Here is a 15,364-nt window from a genome sequence, read left to right as displayed (position 1 = left end):
CATAATGAGTTTGTTACATATTGCGGTACTATTACCGTTAATATTCGCACTCATTATTCCTATCCTGTATCGGTTCGTTAAACGTATACACTTAGGATGGTTTGTATTACCTGTTCCAATACTCTTATTTATCTATTTCTTATCTATGATTTCTATTACGAAGTCAGGTAATACAGTAATGAAAACCTTAAATTGGATGCCACATTTTGGAATGAATTTTAATCTATTTGTGGATGGCCTTGGATTACTCTTTAGCCTCCTTATAACAGGCATAGGTAGCTTGGTTGTTTTATATTCCATTGGCTACTTAAGTAAATCTGAGCAACTTGGGAATTTTTATTGTTATTTATTACTATTTATGGGTGCAATGCTAGGAGTTGTACTTTCAGATAATTTAATTATTTTATATTTATTTTGGGAGTTAACTTCATTTTCAAGTTTTTTACTTATCTCATTTTGGAGAGAGAAAAAAGCATCAATTTATGGTGCGCAAAAATCACTAATTATTACCGTTTTAGGCGGATTAAGCTTATTAGGAGGAATTATCCTATTATCGTTAGCCGCCCATACATTCAGCATTCAAACGATGATTGAAAAAGTAAGTGACATACAAAATAGTCCTTTCTTTATCTTGGCAATGGTATTAGTCATGATTGGCGCGTTTACTAAATCAGCTCAAGTACCATTTTACATTTGGCTACCTGATGCAATGGAAGCACCTACACCAGTAAGTGCTTACCTTCATTCAGCTACAATGGTTAAAGCTGGACTGTATTTAATAGCAAGAATGACGCCCATCTTTGCTATATCTGAAGGTTGGGTATGGACAATCACTTTAGTAGGATTAGTCACACTTTTTTGGGCTTCATTAAATGCCACAAAACAACAAGATTTAAAAGGCATTTTGGCATTTTCAACTGTATCTCAACTTGGAATGATTATGTCCATGTTAGGTATAGGTGCAGTGAGCTATCACTACAATGGTGCTGATAGCCAAGTTTATGTTGCAGGTTTCATTGCTGCCATTTTCCATTTAATCAACCATGCAACATTTAAAGGTGCATTATTCATGATTACTGGTGGTGTTGATCACTCTACAGGTACTCGAGATGTAAGAAAATTAGGTGGATTACTTACAATCATGCCTATATCATTTACTATCACAGTTATTACTGCATTAAGTATGGCTGGAGTTCCACCATTTAACGGCTTCTTATCAAAAGAAAAATTTTTAGAAGCAATGATTGATGTGACACATGCGAATTTAATGAGCCTCAGTACTTTAGGCTTTATATTCCCAATCATAGCGATTGTAGGTAGTATTTTCACTTTCGTGTATTCAATTAAATTTATTATGCATATATTCTTTGGTAAATATAAGCGTGAAAGTTTACCACAATCTGCACATGAATCATCAATTTTAATGCTTTTATCTCCAATTATTTTAACTCTTTTAGTTATTGTATTTGGACTTTTCCCAAGCATTTTAACGCAATCTATTATCGAGCCTGCAACTCAATCAGTGAGTCAATCTACAGGAATAACTGCAGAGTTCCATCTTTTCCATGGAATTACACCAGCATTTATTTCAACAATAGCTATATATATTATAGGTATATTACTTATCATTACATTTAGCTATTGGGTGCGATTATTAGAAGCTCAACCTAATCAACTTAAATTTAATCATTGGTACGATACTATGGGACGCAAGATTCCAGGTTATTCTGAAAATATGACCAATAGCTATGTTACTGGTTTCTCTAGAAATAACTTAGTCATTATATTCGGTATTTTAATACTACTTACAGTAGTGACTTTAATCAGCGTTCCATTTAGTATTAATTTTAAAAATGTAAGTCAGTTCAGAATTTTTGAAGGTGGCATTGTACTATTCTTACTCGTTGCCTCACTTTTAATTATATTTGCTAAATCACGACTCTTTAGCATTATTATGCTAAGTGCTGTAGGTTATGCAATTTCAGTATTATTTATATTCTTTAAAGCACCTGACCTAGCTTTAACTCAGTTTGTAGTTGAATCTATTTCTACGGCTTTATTCTTATTATGTTTCTATCATTTGCCAAATTTAAATCGTTATAATGAGTCGCCAGCGTTCAAAATTAACAATGCAATGATTTCTGCTGGTGTTGGTTTAGTAGTCATTATTCTAGGTTTAATCGGATATGGAAACAGACATTTTTCTTCAATTACAAAATACTACCAAGACCATGTATATGATTTAGCTCATGGTAAAAATATGGTAAACGTTATACTTGTCGACTTCCGTGGCATGGATACTTTATTTGAGTCATCCGTACTAGGTATAGCTGGTTTAGGTGTTTATACGATGATTAAACTTCGACTTAAACAAAGAAATCAATCAAGCGAGGTGAATGACCATGAATAGACAAAAGAATAACTTAATGTTTCAATACGCCGCTGTTGTCATTTTCTTCATGGTCATCGTCTTCGGTTTCTCATTATTTCTAGCAGGTCACTATACACCCGGGGGTGGCTTCGTTGGAGGTTTATTGTTTGCGAGTGCGCTATTAGTCATTACAATCGCATTCGATGTAAAAACAATGCGTAAAATTTTTCCTCTGGACTTCAAAGTTTTAATTGGCATAGGCCTACTGTTTTGCGTAGGTACACCCATTGCAAGCTGGTTTATGTCTAAAAACTTTTTCACACATGTCACTTTTGATATACCGCTTCCCCTACTAGAACCCATGCATATGACAACGGCAATGTTCTTTGATTTTGGGGTACTTTGTGCAGTAGTAGGAACTGTAATGACTATTATTATTTCGATTGGAGAGAACGAATAGTGGAAATTATCATGATATTTGTTAGTGGTATTCTCACAGCAATAAGTGTCTATCTCGTTTTGTCTAAAAGTTTGATACGAATTATTATGGGGACTACTTTACTAACACACGCAGCAAATTTATTTTTAATTACTATGGGTAGATTGAAACATGGTACTGTTCCTATCTATGAAAAAGGAACAGCCAGCTATGTTGATCCTATACCTCAAGCACTAATCCTTACTGCAATAGTTATCGCATTTGCTACAACAGCATTCTTCCTAGTACTTGCATTTAGAACTTATAAGGAACTTGGAACAGATAATGTTGAGCGTATGAAAGGAGCACCTGAAGATGACGGAAAGTAACTTGCTCGTTTTAACACTTGTGATACCTATTTTGACTGCAATCTTGCTTATCTTTATCGGAAAGCGTCCGCTAATTAAACGTTACGTGGCACTTGCTGGATCAATATTGACATTGATTGTAGCTCTTTTTAATTTAAAAAATGTATTACATTCAGGACCTTTAAAAGCAGAATTAGGTTCATGGAAAGCGCCATACAGCATTGTCTTTGTATTAGATGTTTTTAGTGCTTTACTTATTATCACAAGTATTATTATAACGGTTATAGTAATTTTATATTCCTATCGTTCTATAGGCATTGAAAGAGAACGATATTATTACTACTTTTCAATTATGTTTATGTTAATCGGTATTATCGGCGCTTTCACTACTGGTGATATCTTTAATATGTTCGTGTTCTTTGAAGTCTTCCTAATGTCTTCTTATTGTTTACTAGTCGTTGGAACGACAAAAATTCAACTTCAAGAAACGATTAAATACGTTCTAGTTAATGTTGTTTCTTCTTCATTCTTTGTTATGGGTGTAGCGATACTTTATTCAGTAGTTGGAACACTTAACTTGGCGCATATTAGTGAAAGATTATCTAGTTTATCAGTTCATTATAGTGGCTTAGTCAATATCGTATTCATCTTATTTATCTTTGTCTTTGCAACTAAAGCTGGCGTCTTCCCTATGTACGTATGGTTGCCAGGCGCATATTACGCACCACCTGTAGCCATTATCACATTCTTTGGAGCCCTGCTTACTAAAGTGGGCGTCTACGCTATAGCTAGAACGCTCAGCTTATTCTTTAATAGTACGGTTAGCTTTTCACACTACGTCATTCTATTCTTAGCTTTACTTACAATCATCTTCGGATGTGTAGGTGCCATAGCTTATTATGATACTAAAAAAATCATTCTATATAACATTATGATTGCAGTTGGTGTCATCTTAGTCGGTGTATCAATGATGAATGAAAGTGGCATGATGGGTGCTATTTACTACACTATTCACGATATGCTAGTGAAAGCTTCACTATTCTTACTTATAGGCGTTATGTATAAGATAACTAAGTCAACAGACTTGCGACATTTCGGTGGTCTAATCAAGAGCTATCCTGTATTAGGATGGACATTCTTTATTGCTGCACTCAGTCTAGCAGGCATACCACCATTGAGTGGTTTCTATGGGAAGTTTTATATTGTACAGGCCACTTTTGAAAAGGGATTCTACCTAAGCGGTATCATTGTCTTATTATCAAGCTTAATCGTTCTATATTCAGTCATACGTATCTTTCTCAAAGGTTTCTTCGGTGAAGCAAAAGGTTATGATATGACACGCAAAGTGAACGTCAATTACTTAACAACTATCGCCGTTATTTCAACTATTATTACAGTATTATTCGGCTTGTCCGCTGACTTACTGTTCCCTATAGTTAAAGAAGGTTCTGAAACTTTCACTGATCCAAATATCTATATTCACAGCGTTTTAGGAGGTAAGTAATATGGCCGCACAATTTATCGTCAATTTATTGGTCGCTATCATTTGGTTATTTGTAACTGATAGTTACACGTTAAATAACTTTGTTCTAGGATTTCTATTTGGTCTTATACTTGTTTACCTCCTACATCGGGTAATGCCAGGTCGCTTTTATTTAGTAAGGATTTATCGCATTATTGTATTAATTCTTACATTTTTAAGTGAACTGATTAAAGCGAATTTCGATGTTCTGAAAATCATCCTCAAACCAAATATCACGAATAAACCAGGCTTTTTCGTGTATGAAACAGATCTTAAGACAGACTGGCAAATTGTCTTACTTTCAAATCTTATTACGTTAACCCCAGGAACTGTGGTATTAGGCATTAGTGATGATCGTAGGAAAATATACATTCATGCGATTGACTTTAGTACTAAAGAGGAAGAAGTTGAAAGTATAAAAACTTCATTAGAAAAGGTAATAAGAAAGGTGGGTGAAAACGAATGACACATAATATTTTCATTATTATTGCATTAATTATTGTTGTAGCTTCAATGTTAGCCATGTTAGTACGTGTCATTCTGGGCCCTTCTTTAGCCGATCGTGTTGTTGCACTTGATGCTATTGGACTACAGTTGATGGCTGTGATTGCCCTATTTAGTATTTTATTAAATATTAAATACATGCTTGTAGTTATTTTAATGGTAGGTATACTAGCTTTCTTAGGTACTGCAGTTTTTTCTAAATTTATGGATGAAGGTAAGGTGATTAAACATGATAACAACGATCATCATTAGTATTGCCGTAATCTTTGTCATGTTAGGTGCTTTGATTAGTGCCTTTGCAGCGATAGGCTTAATCAGACTAAAAGATGTTTACTCACGTGCCCATGCTGCTGGTAAAGCAGCAACACTTGGGGCGATGTTTCTACTCTTTGGTGCCTTCCTGTATTTCATCGGCACTGAAGGCTACGTCAATATGCAATTAATCATCGGCATTATCTTCGTTTTCATAACTGGTCCACTTTCTAGTCACATGATTATGAAAGCAGCCTACAATATTCAAACACCTTACAGTAAAGATACAAAAGTTGATGAAATTAAAGAAGATATGAATGATACAAAATTATAGTTCTAAAACTCTAAGGAAATAATAAAACATATTTCCTTAGAGTTTTTTTATACGACATAATACATCAATAGTCTTTTGTCTATATGCATAAAATGTGATATGATTTAAATCGTAATTATTTCGATTTAAAATTAAGAAAGTTAAGGGAGTGCTTTACATGCATTGGACTATTATTGGTGGCGGAATTCAAGGTACAACTGTAGCAATTAAACTAAGAAATGAAGGAATAAGTAGCAATCAACTAACTATTATTGATCCTTATCCTTCCCTATGTGAACAATTCAACGAGTATACCAAACGTATAAGTATGCCTTTCTTAAGATCGCCATTTGTGCATCATATACATCCCCAACCTTTTCATTTAAAACAATATGCTAAATTAAATCAATATACTTCGGCATATTACGGCCCATATAAACGTCCTCAAAGAGATATGTTTATGCATCATATTCATGATTTAGTACATCAATACGATTTAAATAAAAGTCATATTCAAAGCATTGCTTCTAAAATTATGAGTAATCAACAAGGTAAATGGCAAATTGAATTACATAACGGGGAGTCAATCCTTACCGATTGCGTAGTTATTGCAAATGGATGTAATCATCAACCATTTATACCTTCGCAATTTATTAGTAAACCTAAAGTGACTCATATATTTGATAAGAATTATGATCAAACAATTGAAGAAAAAGCTAATCATATTGTTGGTTCAGGGATTTCAGCAGCACATTTAACGTTAAAATTAATTAATCGTCAAGAAAATAATAATAAATTACATTTATGGCTTAATAAAAACATTGAAATACATGATTTTGATGCAGATCCTGGGTGGTTGGGCCCAAAACGCATGAATCACTTGCTAGCAATATCTTCACCAGAAGCGCGTTTAAACGTCATTAATGAAGAACGTCATAAGGGCTCAATGCCTATGGAGTTATTTTTACGATTGAAGAAACAAGAACAAGCGGGTCGGTTAATGATTCATCATTCACCTATAGATGAAATCAATGATAAGACTATCACTTCCAATGGTTGTCATTATAAATATCATCATATTTTACTTGCCACTGGCTTTGTTAATAAAATCTGTAATCAACCTTTGATTCAACATCTTATCTATGATGAACAAGCCCCATTAAATTCGTGTGGCTATCCTTCATTAAGTGATGAACTTGAATGGCTACCTCAATTGTTTGTTGTGGGGGGACTTGCTGATTTAGAATTGGGACCCTTTGCGAGAAATATCATGGGTGGAAAAGAAGGTGCTGAGAGAATTAGTAAAGCATTACATCGTTTAAATAAAAAGATATCATAAACTAAAAAAGTGCTCCCTCTAATGTAGACTAAATCGTCTTTAAACCATTAAAAGGAGCATTTTTTTATTTGATTGATTTGATAGCAATAGTGCCACGCATAATACTAATTAATTGATTCGAGTCATTTTTGATTTCAACATTCCATACTTGTGTTGTACGACCTTGATGTATGATCTTAGCAATTGCTGTGACACGTCCCTCTTTTGTTGAATGTATGTGGTTAGCATTCATTTCTAAGCCAAGAGGAATATATTGAGTTGTATCTATTAAATTAGCAGCACCCAAAGAACATGCTGTTTCACCTAAGGCGAGACTTGCACCCCCATGTAAATATCCGAATGGTTGTTTAACCTTGTCTGTAACAGGCATTGAAATTATTACAACACCTTCATCCTCTTCTTCAACATGCATTTCAAATGTCTCCAAAAGATTGGTCACGCTTTACACACCTCATTTCAAGTTTTATAGTACCATAGCTGCAATCGTACCAAAAATAATTAGAGGTATATTATAAAACAAGAAGTTCGGAATACACGTATCTCGTATATGATCGTGCTGTCCATCGATATTGAGTCCTGCCGTTGGGCCTAAAGTAGAATCACTCGCTGGTGAACCTGAATCACCAAGAGCACTTGCCGTACCAATTAAGGCGATAAGCGCCATAGTATCAAGACCAATAGATGCGCCGAATGGTATAAATAATGATGCGATAATTGGTATCGTTGCAAATGAAGAACCGATACCCAAAGTAACAATAAGACCAATAATATACATGACAATAATACTAATTAATTTATGATCACCAGTGATACTTGTTAAATCTTTAACCAATGTATCAATATCACCCGTTGCATTCATAACCCCTGCAAAGCCGTTAGCTGTCAGTATTACTACCCCAATATACGCCATAATTTTAATACCATCAACAAACTGTTCATCTAGTTCGTACCACTTATAAACTCTAGAAATAAAGAAGACGAGCACACCTGCAAGCGCACCAAAAATCATTGAATCTGTAAAAGTTTGGACAATAAATGTCGCTAAAATCGCAATGATTGTCACGATTAAAACATAAGGCTTTAATTCAGTGACTGTTTCACGTTCATCAACATTACGTTGTACGTAGTTTCTTGGTTTACGATACACGATAAACCCTAATATAAGTCCTACAATATATCCCATTGAAGGAATTAACATCGCCTTCCAAATCATACTGAATTCAATTGGGTGATGCGCTTTTTGGAAACCACTTTGAATGATTTGATGGAAGATTTGACCAAAGCCATATGGAAGTAAAACGTAAGGCCAGCATAAACCAAATCCGATTACTAAACCAATGAGTCGTCTATCAATTTTTAAATCATTGAATAAACTAATTAATGGAGGAATAACTATTGGAATAAAAGCTATATGTACTGGAATAAGATTTTGGCTCATAATACTCATTGCTAATAAAGCAAGAATAATAATAACTTTTACTTTTATACGTGAAAGTCTGCTATTTTCTGAATGGATGCCTTCAATAATTTTTCCAACGAGATAATCAGTAATCCCACTATAAGAGATGAGTGCTGCAAAACCACCTAGTAAAGCGTAGCTTAAAGCAACCTCTGCTCCATCGGTAATATTCTTCCCAAAAACACTGATGACTTTCTCTACACTCATACCAGAAATTAAACCACCTATGAGTGCACTTATAAATAAACTAATGACTACATTGAGTCTACATAAACATAAGACGATCATTAATATAACTGCTATAACAACTGCATTGATCATGTCGCTCCCCATCCTTTACCACTCTATCGAACTAAAGTATTTATGTTTTAAATAGTACCAAGACACAAATTTAATGTCAATATAAAATATGATGCAAAATATTTTATTGTTGTAGTCTTAATTATCCTACTCGTAATCAATGACTGGATTAAAAGTGTGCTAGATTCAAGCTTCTTTTAAACCAAGTCATTTATGTCACGAGATGGTAAGTGATGAAATATTTGTTAAAAACATTCTTCAATTAAAGTCAATTGTGGAAAACCTCAGAACTACTAATTACATACTATTATGCTTTCACACATAATGAACATCATCTTTACAATTATAAGGATGTTACTGGTATTGTTGTTTCAACCATTCTACTACTGTAGGAATCATATAACCTGTTGGCCCTTTTGGACCTTTAAAAGTTGATTTATTAATCGTAGCTGGTCCTGCAATATCAAAATGGATATGGGGTGTCTGACCACTAAAATGCGTAATAAATGCTGCTGCAAATAATGCTTTACCTTGTCCATTCGTATGATTGACTAAGTCTGCTATGTCTGAATTTCTAATTAACTGCTTTTCAGTATCTGTGATAGGTAATTCAAACACTTTTTCATCTACTGATTTAGCTATATCTAACAGACTGTTGATTTCATTTTTAGCGTGAGAGTGAAAAGCAGCTGCTTTATCCTCTCCAAGTGCCACAATTGCTGCACCAGTTAAAGTGGCGAAATCCATAATAAGTTGTGGTTGAAATTGCGTAGCATATGTAACGGCATCACCTAGCACCATACGTCCTTCAGCATCACTATTTAACATTTCAACAGTTTCGCCGCTGAGTGAGGTAAAAACATCATCTGGTTTCATAGACTTTTCATTAATCATATTCTCAGCTGAAGCAATAACTCCCACTACATTAACTGGCAATTTTAATCTCTCGATAATATCTATCATTCCAACAACGTTTGCGGCCCCACACATATCGAATTTCATCGTCTGCATACCGATTTTAGATTTAATGCTATATCCACCTGAGTCATATGTAATACCTTTACCTACTAAAGCAATGGGTGCATCATTCGACTTTCCGCCATTGTAAGTTATTGTTATTAAACGAGGACCATTCACCGAACCTTTTCCGACTGCATGTAAAAGCCCAAAGCCCTCTGATACAATTGTTTCCGCATCTTTAATATCTACTGATACCTTTTTATCTTTAAAATGACCCTCAATTTCTTCAGCAAAATATTGTGGTGTTAATATGTTAGGAGGCATTTGACTTAGCTCACGTGCTAAATTAATAGACATCCCTAGTTGTTGACCTTCATTAATATCAGAAGCAATCTCATCATGTTCAGTTTGTATATAAATAGATGGTTGATAAGGCGCTTTTTTATCTGATTTATAATTATCAAATTGATAAATGGATTGTTCACTCTGCAATCCGAGAGTTTTAGCCACCTCTACTACATCATTATGTTTAGACATAAATGTATCTATAAGAACTTCAGCTTCATTAATATGTTCTTGTTTTAAATACTGAAACGTATATCCCCAAACTTTTAATAATCGCTGATAAGAAAGCTCTTTAAGATTACCTAATCCCACTGTTAACAAGCGCTTTGGCTGATCATTTATGTAAAGCAAAGTGGAAGATATCTTTCCAACCGAGCTTCCAATAATATGATGTTGCTTCAACGTCTCAAGTTGTTCAATAATTGATTGATTCTTATATTTAATGTCTCTTAATTGATTAATGTGTTCTGGTAATCCCACGATGAGCGTTTCAATATATGTGTTAGATTTTTCATTGATGTAAATGTTCATAAAATACCTCCATTTATGTATATCGTATTATAGGTTTCCTATTAAAAAACCCTCCTGCTTAATAAACAGAAGGGTGAAATACATTTATATATAATTAGCTTAGTTTAGAATTTACCTTTTTTGAATGCTAAGCCGATACCACCGAGTTTGAATACGGCACGTGTATCAATAACTTTTTTCATTAATGCAGCTTTTTTACCAGTAATATCTCTACCGTAAACGATACCTACACCATCATGAGCACCTAATGAGCATACTGTACCACGATTTACGTATTGGAAGTCTTCTTTAGATTCACCATTTAAGATATGTTTGATATTTTTGGCAACATGTTCACCTTGTTGCATAGCAATTTGTGCAGTTGTTGGTAATGGACGTTCTTCACCAGCTGGAATGAATGCTGAACAATCACCAATAACAAAAATATCATCGTGACCTTCGATAGTTAAATCTTGCTTATTAATGATACGACCACGTTTAACACCTTCAAATGATTCTTCCATTAACTTACTACCGCGTACACCAGCAGTCCATACTGAAGTACCAGCTTCTAATTGTTGTTTTTCTCCATCTACTTCTACAACGAAACCTTTTTCGTTACAAGCAACAATTGGAGTGGCAATTTTGAATTCTACACCACGGTCTTCTAAGTAATTAACCGCGTAGTTTACAAGTTCATCAGAGAACATTGGTAACATTTTTGGTGCCGCTTCAACGCAAGTTAATTTAACTTTACTTTGATCGATACCATATTTACTGCATAATTCTGGAATTCTATCTGTTAATTCACCTAAGAATTCAATTCCAGTGAAGCCAGCCCCACCTACTAAGATTGATAAATCTTTATCATCTTTTTCTTTAGAAGCTGCGTAATTAGCAAATTTATCTTCAATGTGACGAGATAATTTACGAGAAGTTAATACGTTCTCGATTTGAAAAGCATAGTCTTTCATACCTTCAATGCCAAATGTTTCACTTACGAAACCTAAAGCTACTACTAAGATATCGTAGTCATATACTCCCTTGTCAGTTTCGACGCGTTTAGCATTGCGGTCAATTTTTGTTACTTCAGCAACTACGAAGTTAACTTTATCTTGTTTTACAGCACTTTCAACTGGATATAATAAATCTTCATAATTGATTGTACCAGCAGAAGCTTCATGTAACCAAGTTGATTCATAGTGATATTCATTCTTATTAATTAAAGTAATTTCTGCTTCGTCTGCAGAAATTTCTTTTTGTAATTTAGTAACTGTTTGTAAACCAGCATAACCGGCACCTAAAACTAGCACTTTCTTACGATCTTGAGCCATCTCTAATTCACCTAAGCTTTCATAATATTTTAACCAAAATGAAGATAAAGGCTATAAACTTATGACAAGGTAAATTGCCCTATCGTTATAGACTTCGTCGACATCTTAAATTATTACGTCTTTTATCAAGGTTAAATCTTTAGTTGTTCACACAAAAGACAATTTTTAATCCAATTCTAATTTTATAGCTTTTACGCTACATTTTCAAGCTACAACAGAGTTAGATTGTGAAGATTTTAATTTAACTAACGTAGTTCTCACAAATGCCATAGAAACGTTGTAAAACATCCAAATAATATAAAAAAAATAGGCAACCTGTTTCCAGGATTGCCTAAAATCTTTTTACATCATTTAATACTATTCTTTGGTTTGACTTATTTAGCATTGTTCAGGGTTACCTGATACTTTAGCCGTTTTGAATGAGCTTCCACAACCACAGGATGCTATTGCATTTGGGTTATCTATTTGGAAGCCACCGCCCATAAGTGATTGTTTGAAATCAATTGTTGTACCATTTAAAACTGGTGCATCATATTTATCAACAAGTACTTTAAGTCCAAAGTATTCTAATACTTCATCGTTCTCACCAGGGGCTTCTTCGGCAGACATTCCATATGTGAGCCCTGTACAACCGCCACCATTCACTTTAATTTTTAAATAGCCATCTGCCATATCATTACTTTCTAACATATCTTTTACTTCATATGCAGCTGCTTCAGTTAAGATTACTGTTGGCATACAATTTACCTCCCAATTTCTCAAAGAAATTTTATAATTTCTACATCATTTTATTGCTAATTTATGTTATATATTAAAACATATTTGTAATATCGTTTTCTTCAATGTGTTTATAAATATTGTTTAATAAATCCTCTGGCGAATCACCTTCAACAATATCACCATCGACAAGTACATACAACCCACTAGAGCACATGCCACAATTTTGCAAGCATCCGTATTCTAATACATCTACGTCTGGATCATTTTCCAATTTTTCATAGACGATATCTCCGCCCTTTGCCATGTTCGACACACAAAATTCTACTAACGGAAACATAAGACACCTTCTTACTATTTTATTAGTCTTAACATTATAACAAAGTTACTAATCATATGCCTATCGGTCAGCTTGATGATTTCCATCATGTATGGTATACCCTTATTTCTAAAAATTAAATTGTATTCTACATTTGTTTGTAGTCATTTTGAAAAACAGATATAATGAAGACATATATATATTTACTTTCAATTCAGGGGTTAAGAAAGTAAATCGTTAACTATCTATAGTGTAAACGGGCACATTTTAAAAGATAGTCTCAAAGGATCTCAATAATTTTTCAAAAATTAAACAAATTGAATAAAGGGGTATAAAAAATGAAAAACTTAGTTTTACTAGGCGGGGGTTATGGTAATATGCGAATTATGTCACGTATCTTACCAAATTCAATTCCCGAGGGGTATCAAGTGACGTTAGTCGATCGAATGCCTTTCCATGGATTAAAACCTGAATTCTATGCACTAGCAGCAGGTACAAAATCAGACAAAGACGTACGTATGCAATTTCCAGATAATAAACAAATTAATACAGTATATGGTGAAATCAATGATATTAATTTAGAGGAACAAATCATTTCTGTAGGCAATTCTAAAATCGACTACGACGAACTCATTATAGGACTTGGTTGTGAAGATAAATACCATAATGTTCCTGGCGCTGAAGAATATACACATAGCATTCAAACATTATCTAAATCACGTGAAACCTTTCATAGTATCAGTGAATTACCTACCGGTGCGCGTGTAGGAATTGTAGGAGCTGGACTTAGTGGTATCGAATTAGCAAGTGAATTACGTGAAAGTCGTTCAGATTTAGAGATTCTTCTATACGATAGAGGCCCTCGTATTTTAAGAAATTTCCCTGAAAAGCTAAGTAAATACATATCAAAGTGGTTTTCTAAACACGACGTTACTGTAGTACCAAATTCAGTTATTGATCGCGTTGAACCCGGTAAGATATATAATAACGGTCAACCTGAAGATATTGATTTAGTAGTTTGGACAGCAGGAATACAACCTGTTGAAGTTGTACGTAACTTACCAATCGATTTAAGCAATACAGGACGTGTCATTCTTAATCAATACCATCAAGTTCCAACTTATAAAAATGTGTATGTAGTAGGAGATTGTGCAGATCTTCCTCATGCACCTAGTGCACAATTAGCCGAGCTACAAGGTGATCAAATTGCCGATGTACTCAAAAAACAATGGAATAATGAATCACTACCAGATAAGATGCCTGAAATTAAAATCCAAGGCTTCTTAGGTTCTCTTGGAGATAAACAAGGTTTCGCATATATAATGGATCGTACAGTCACTGGTCGTTTAGCTTCAATTTTAAAATCTGGTGTGCTTTGGCTTTATAAATATCATAATGGTTAAATCACTTATTAAAGGCAAGTTCTACTCATTTAAGAACTTGCCTTTATTTCTGTATTAAACTACGCTTCAAAATGCGTTTCTATAAAGCGTACAACTGGTTTCATTTGAATGTAACCGTCAGCAACATACTCATCGTTCATCGTTACTAATGGATAAAACAATTCGTCTTCTTGAATTCTTTCAATAAACTGTTCGTCATGATCTGTTAAATTCTCTGTATCTCGATTAATGTCAATATATGTAAATTCAAAATGATGTTCTGGAAACTTCCGTTTTAGCAAAGGTTGAAGCCATTCATATGTATCTTTCGATGTTGGTGCGTTAACACAACTTGCACAAATTACATCAGCTCCATAAACCACAACACTTATTTTAGTCATTAAAAATCCCCCATCTTGTTTTATAGATTTTTACTACTGAATCTATTATAATGAATTAATAATGATTATGAAATAAATGACTTGAAAGGAGACATGTCACATGCCTACTGAAAACGCAACGATGTTCGATCAAGTAGCTGAAGTCATTGAACGCTTACGTCCATTTTTATTACGCGACGGCGGTGACTGTACACTTGTTGACGTCGAAGATGGTATTGTTAAATTACAATTACACGGTGCTTGTGGTACATGCCCAAGTTCTACAATCACTTTAAAGGCCGGAATTGAACGTGCACTACATGAAGAAGTTCCTGGTGTTATCGAGGTAGAACAAGTATTCTAATCGAATATATGAGTATAGATTGAGTCTGGGATGTTATTCTCAAATTAACAGCAGTAAGATAATTTTTATTAGAAATTATCTTACTGCTTCTTTTATATTTTATACTCTTCATTAACATATAGTTTTGATTTACTTTTGAAAATTTGACAACGTTTATATTTAAAAAGCCAGAAACTACTTATTTGTAGTCTCTGGCTTGATTATTAT

At 34.0% G+C, this 15,364-nt stretch carries 17 protein-coding genes; 10 read left to right on the top strand and 7 right to left on the bottom strand.

Translation table 11 applies throughout. From position 1 onward, the window contains the following. Positions 1-4 precede the first annotated feature (4 nt). From CM54_RS01785 to CM54_RS01750, 8 genes are all read left to right on the top strand, one after another. Positions 5-2,410, top strand: coding sequence for a Na+/H+ antiporter subunit A (locus tag CM54_RS01785; RefSeq protein ID WP_037548552.1), 2,406 nt, complete (start codon positions 5-7; stop codon positions 2,408-2,410). Further along, positions 2,403-2,831 (top strand): Na+/H+ antiporter Mnh1 subunit B, encoded by a 429-nt coding sequence (mnhB1, locus tag CM54_RS01780; RefSeq protein WP_037548550.1) that lies wholly within the window; start codon positions 2,403-2,405, stop codon positions 2,829-2,831. The genes CM54_RS01785 and mnhB1 overlap by 8 nt, the downstream gene beginning before the upstream one ends. Then, positions 2,831-3,178, top strand: a complete 348-nt coding sequence (mnhC1, locus tag CM54_RS01775; protein ID WP_037548547.1) for a Na+/H+ antiporter Mnh1 subunit C — start codon at positions 2,831-2,833, stop codon at positions 3,176-3,178. Before mnhB1 ends, mnhC1 begins: the two co-directional genes overlap by 1 nt. Continuing rightward, the gene (gene mnhD1, locus CM54_RS01770) at positions 3,165-4,661 is read left to right on the top strand and encodes a Na+/H+ antiporter Mnh1 subunit D (RefSeq protein WP_037548544.1); all 1,497 of its coding nucleotides are present in this window, start codon (positions 3,165-3,167) and stop codon (positions 4,659-4,661) included. The genes mnhC1 and mnhD1 overlap by 14 nt, the downstream gene beginning before the upstream one ends. 1 nt (position 4,662) lies before the next feature. Beyond that, complete coding sequence (mnhE1, locus tag CM54_RS01765; protein ID WP_037548542.1) at positions 4,663-5,145, top strand: Na+/H+ antiporter Mnh1 subunit E; 483 nt, start codon at positions 4,663-4,665, stop codon at positions 5,143-5,145. After that, positions 5,142-5,435: a Na+/H+ antiporter Mnh1 subunit F gene (gene mnhF1, locus CM54_RS01760; protein ID WP_002433123.1), complete on the top strand. Its 294-nt coding sequence runs from the start codon at positions 5,142-5,144 to the stop codon at positions 5,433-5,435. Before mnhE1 ends, mnhF1 begins: the two co-directional genes overlap by 4 nt. Next, the gene (mnhG1, locus tag CM54_RS01755) at positions 5,413-5,769 is read left to right on the top strand and encodes a Na+/H+ antiporter Mnh1 subunit G (RefSeq protein ID WP_030065040.1); all 357 of its coding nucleotides are present in this window, start codon (positions 5,413-5,415) and stop codon (positions 5,767-5,769) included. Before mnhF1 ends, mnhG1 begins: the two co-directional genes overlap by 23 nt. Positions 5,770-5,926: 157 nt before the next feature. Then, a complete protein-coding gene (locus CM54_RS01750) occupies positions 5,927-7,087 on the top strand; it encodes an FAD/NAD(P)-binding protein (RefSeq protein WP_030065035.1) in 1,161 nt (386 codons plus the stop codon). Positions 7,088-7,151: 64 nt separating this feature from the next. Here CM54_RS01750 and CM54_RS01745 read toward each other — a convergent pair whose 3' ends face one another. The 6 genes from CM54_RS01745 to CM54_RS01720 all read right to left on the bottom strand — a co-directional run bounded on the left by CM54_RS01745 (position 7,152) and on the right by CM54_RS01720 (position 13,052). Continuing rightward, a complete protein-coding gene (locus tag CM54_RS01745) occupies positions 7,152-7,526 on the bottom strand; it encodes a PaaI family thioesterase (protein ID WP_002433169.1) in 375 nt (124 codons plus the stop codon). Positions 7,527-7,550: 24 nt separating this feature from the next. Further along, entirely contained in the window at positions 7,551-8,867 is a 1,317-nt protein-coding gene (locus CM54_RS01740; RefSeq protein WP_037548539.1) for a Na+/H+ antiporter family protein, read from the bottom strand. 333 nt (positions 8,868-9,200) lie between these two features. After that, positions 9,201-10,682: a M17 family metallopeptidase gene (locus CM54_RS01735; RefSeq protein WP_037548536.1), complete on the bottom strand. Its 1,482-nt coding sequence runs from the start codon at positions 10,680-10,682 to the stop codon at positions 9,201-9,203. A 104-nt stretch (positions 10,683-10,786) separates the two neighbouring features. Further along, entirely contained in the window at positions 10,787-11,995 is a 1,209-nt protein-coding gene (locus tag CM54_RS01730) for an NAD(P)/FAD-dependent oxidoreductase (RefSeq protein ID WP_002469921.1), read from the bottom strand. A gap of 378 nt (positions 11,996-12,373) precedes the next feature. After that, positions 12,374-12,733 (bottom strand): HesB/IscA family protein, encoded by a 360-nt coding sequence (locus tag CM54_RS01725; protein ID WP_002433168.1) that lies wholly within the window; start codon positions 12,731-12,733, stop codon positions 12,374-12,376. Positions 12,734-12,806: 73 nt separating this feature from the next. Continuing rightward, on the bottom strand, positions 12,807-13,052 hold the full coding sequence (locus CM54_RS01720; protein WP_030065028.1) for a YuzB family protein: 246 nt from the start codon (positions 13,050-13,052) through the stop codon (positions 12,807-12,809). A gap of 317 nt (positions 13,053-13,369) precedes the next feature. On the opposite strand from CM54_RS01720, the gene CM54_RS01715 reads away from it, so the two are divergent. Beyond that, the gene (locus tag CM54_RS01715; RefSeq protein ID WP_030065026.1) at positions 13,370-14,434 is read left to right on the top strand and encodes an NAD(P)/FAD-dependent oxidoreductase; all 1,065 of its coding nucleotides are present in this window, start codon (positions 13,370-13,372) and stop codon (positions 14,432-14,434) included. A 59-nt stretch (positions 14,435-14,493) separates the two neighbouring features. Here the strand turns inward: CM54_RS01715 and CM54_RS01710 are convergent, their stop codons facing one another. Continuing rightward, entirely contained in the window at positions 14,494-14,814 is a 321-nt protein-coding gene (locus CM54_RS01710) for a YuzD family protein (RefSeq protein ID WP_002433267.1), read from the bottom strand. 100 nt (positions 14,815-14,914) lie between these two features. Between CM54_RS01710 and CM54_RS01705 the strand changes: the two genes are divergently transcribed. After that, positions 14,915-15,157, top strand: a complete 243-nt coding sequence (locus tag CM54_RS01705) for a NifU family protein (RefSeq protein WP_002433501.1) — start codon at positions 14,915-14,917, stop codon at positions 15,155-15,157. The last annotated feature ends 207 nt before the right edge of the window (positions 15,158-15,364 follow it).

The organism is Staphylococcus sp. TE8, assembly GCF_000692055.1.
Taxonomy (GTDB): Bacteria; Bacillota; Bacilli; order Staphylococcales; family Staphylococcaceae; genus Staphylococcus; species Staphylococcus capitis.
This window is presented reverse-complemented; position numbering and strand designations above follow the sequence as displayed.

Excerpts from the sequence above, each read along its gene's own strand:
- CM54_RS01785 (WP_037548552.1), top strand. The coding sequence starts at position 5 with ATGAGTTTGTTACATATTGCGGTACTATTACCGTTAATATTCGCACTC.
- mnhB1 (WP_037548550.1), top strand. The coding sequence starts at position 2,403 with ATGAATAGACAAAAGAATAACTTAATGTTTCAATACGCCGCTGTTGTC.
- mnhD1 (WP_037548544.1), top strand. The coding sequence starts at position 3,165 with ATGACGGAAAGTAACTTGCTCGTTTTAACACTTGTGATACCTATTTTG.
- mnhE1 (WP_037548542.1), top strand. The coding sequence starts at position 4,663 with ATGGCCGCACAATTTATCGTCAATTTATTGGTCGCTATCATTTGGTTA.
- mnhF1 (WP_002433123.1), top strand. The coding sequence starts at position 5,142 with ATGACACATAATATTTTCATTATTATTGCATTAATTATTGTTGTAGCT.
- mnhG1 (WP_030065040.1), top strand. The coding sequence starts at position 5,413 with ATGATAACAACGATCATCATTAGTATTGCCGTAATCTTTGTCATGTTA.
- CM54_RS01750 (WP_030065035.1), top strand. The coding sequence starts at position 5,927 with ATGCATTGGACTATTATTGGTGGCGGAATTCAAGGTACAACTGTAGCA.
- CM54_RS01740 (WP_037548539.1), bottom strand. The coding sequence starts at position 8,867 with ATGATCAATGCAGTTGTTATAGCAGTTATATTAATGATCGTCTTATGT.
- CM54_RS01735 (WP_037548536.1), bottom strand. The coding sequence starts at position 10,682 with ATGAACATTTACATCAATGAAAAATCTAACACATATATTGAAACGCTC.
- CM54_RS01730 (WP_002469921.1), bottom strand. The coding sequence starts at position 11,995 with ATGGCTCAAGATCGTAAGAAAGTGCTAGTTTTAGGTGCCGGTTATGCT.
- CM54_RS01725 (WP_002433168.1), bottom strand. The coding sequence starts at position 12,733 with ATGCCAACAGTAATCTTAACTGAAGCAGCTGCATATGAAGTAAAAGAT.
- CM54_RS01720 (WP_030065028.1), bottom strand. The coding sequence starts at position 13,052 with ATGTTTCCGTTAGTAGAATTTTGTGTGTCGAACATGGCAAAGGGCGGA.
- CM54_RS01715 (WP_030065026.1), top strand. The coding sequence starts at position 13,370 with ATGAAAAACTTAGTTTTACTAGGCGGGGGTTATGGTAATATGCGAATT.
- CM54_RS01710 (WP_002433267.1), bottom strand. The coding sequence starts at position 14,814 with ATGACTAAAATAAGTGTTGTGGTTTATGGAGCTGATGTAATTTGTGCA.
- CM54_RS01705 (WP_002433501.1), top strand. The coding sequence starts at position 14,915 with ATGCCTACTGAAAACGCAACGATGTTCGATCAAGTAGCTGAAGTCATT.